The organism is Nonomuraea candida, assembly GCF_000725485.1.
Taxonomy (GTDB): Bacteria; Actinomycetota; Actinomycetes; order Streptosporangiales; family Streptosporangiaceae; genus Nonomuraea; species Nonomuraea candida.
Window position 1 is genome coordinate 1 of the sequence record NZ_JOAG01000193.1, and the last position, 262, is coordinate 262.

The following is a 262-nucleotide window of genomic DNA, read 5'->3' on the forward strand; positions in this document are numbered from 1 at the left end:
CGCGTGGTACGTGCTGGTCAACCGCAACAGCGGCAAGGCCCTGGACGTCTACAACCTGGCCACCAACGACGGCGCCCGCATCACCCAATGGGCCAGGAACAACCAGAACCAGCAGCAGTGGCAGTTCGTCGACTCCGGCGGCGGCTACTACCGCGTCAAGTCCCGCCACTCCGGCAAGGTCCTCGACGTCCACAACTTCTCCACCGCCAACGGCGGCGCCATCGTCCAATGGACCGACGGCAACGGCACCAACCAGCAATGG

1 protein-coding gene is annotated in these 262 nt (G+C 65.3%); it reads left to right on the forward strand.

Translation table 11 applies throughout. From position 1 onward, the window contains the following. Positions 1-262, forward strand: a 262-nt coding sequence (locus tag IO39_RS43650; RefSeq protein WP_043637930.1) for an RICIN domain-containing protein, incomplete at both ends; no start/stop codon positions are given.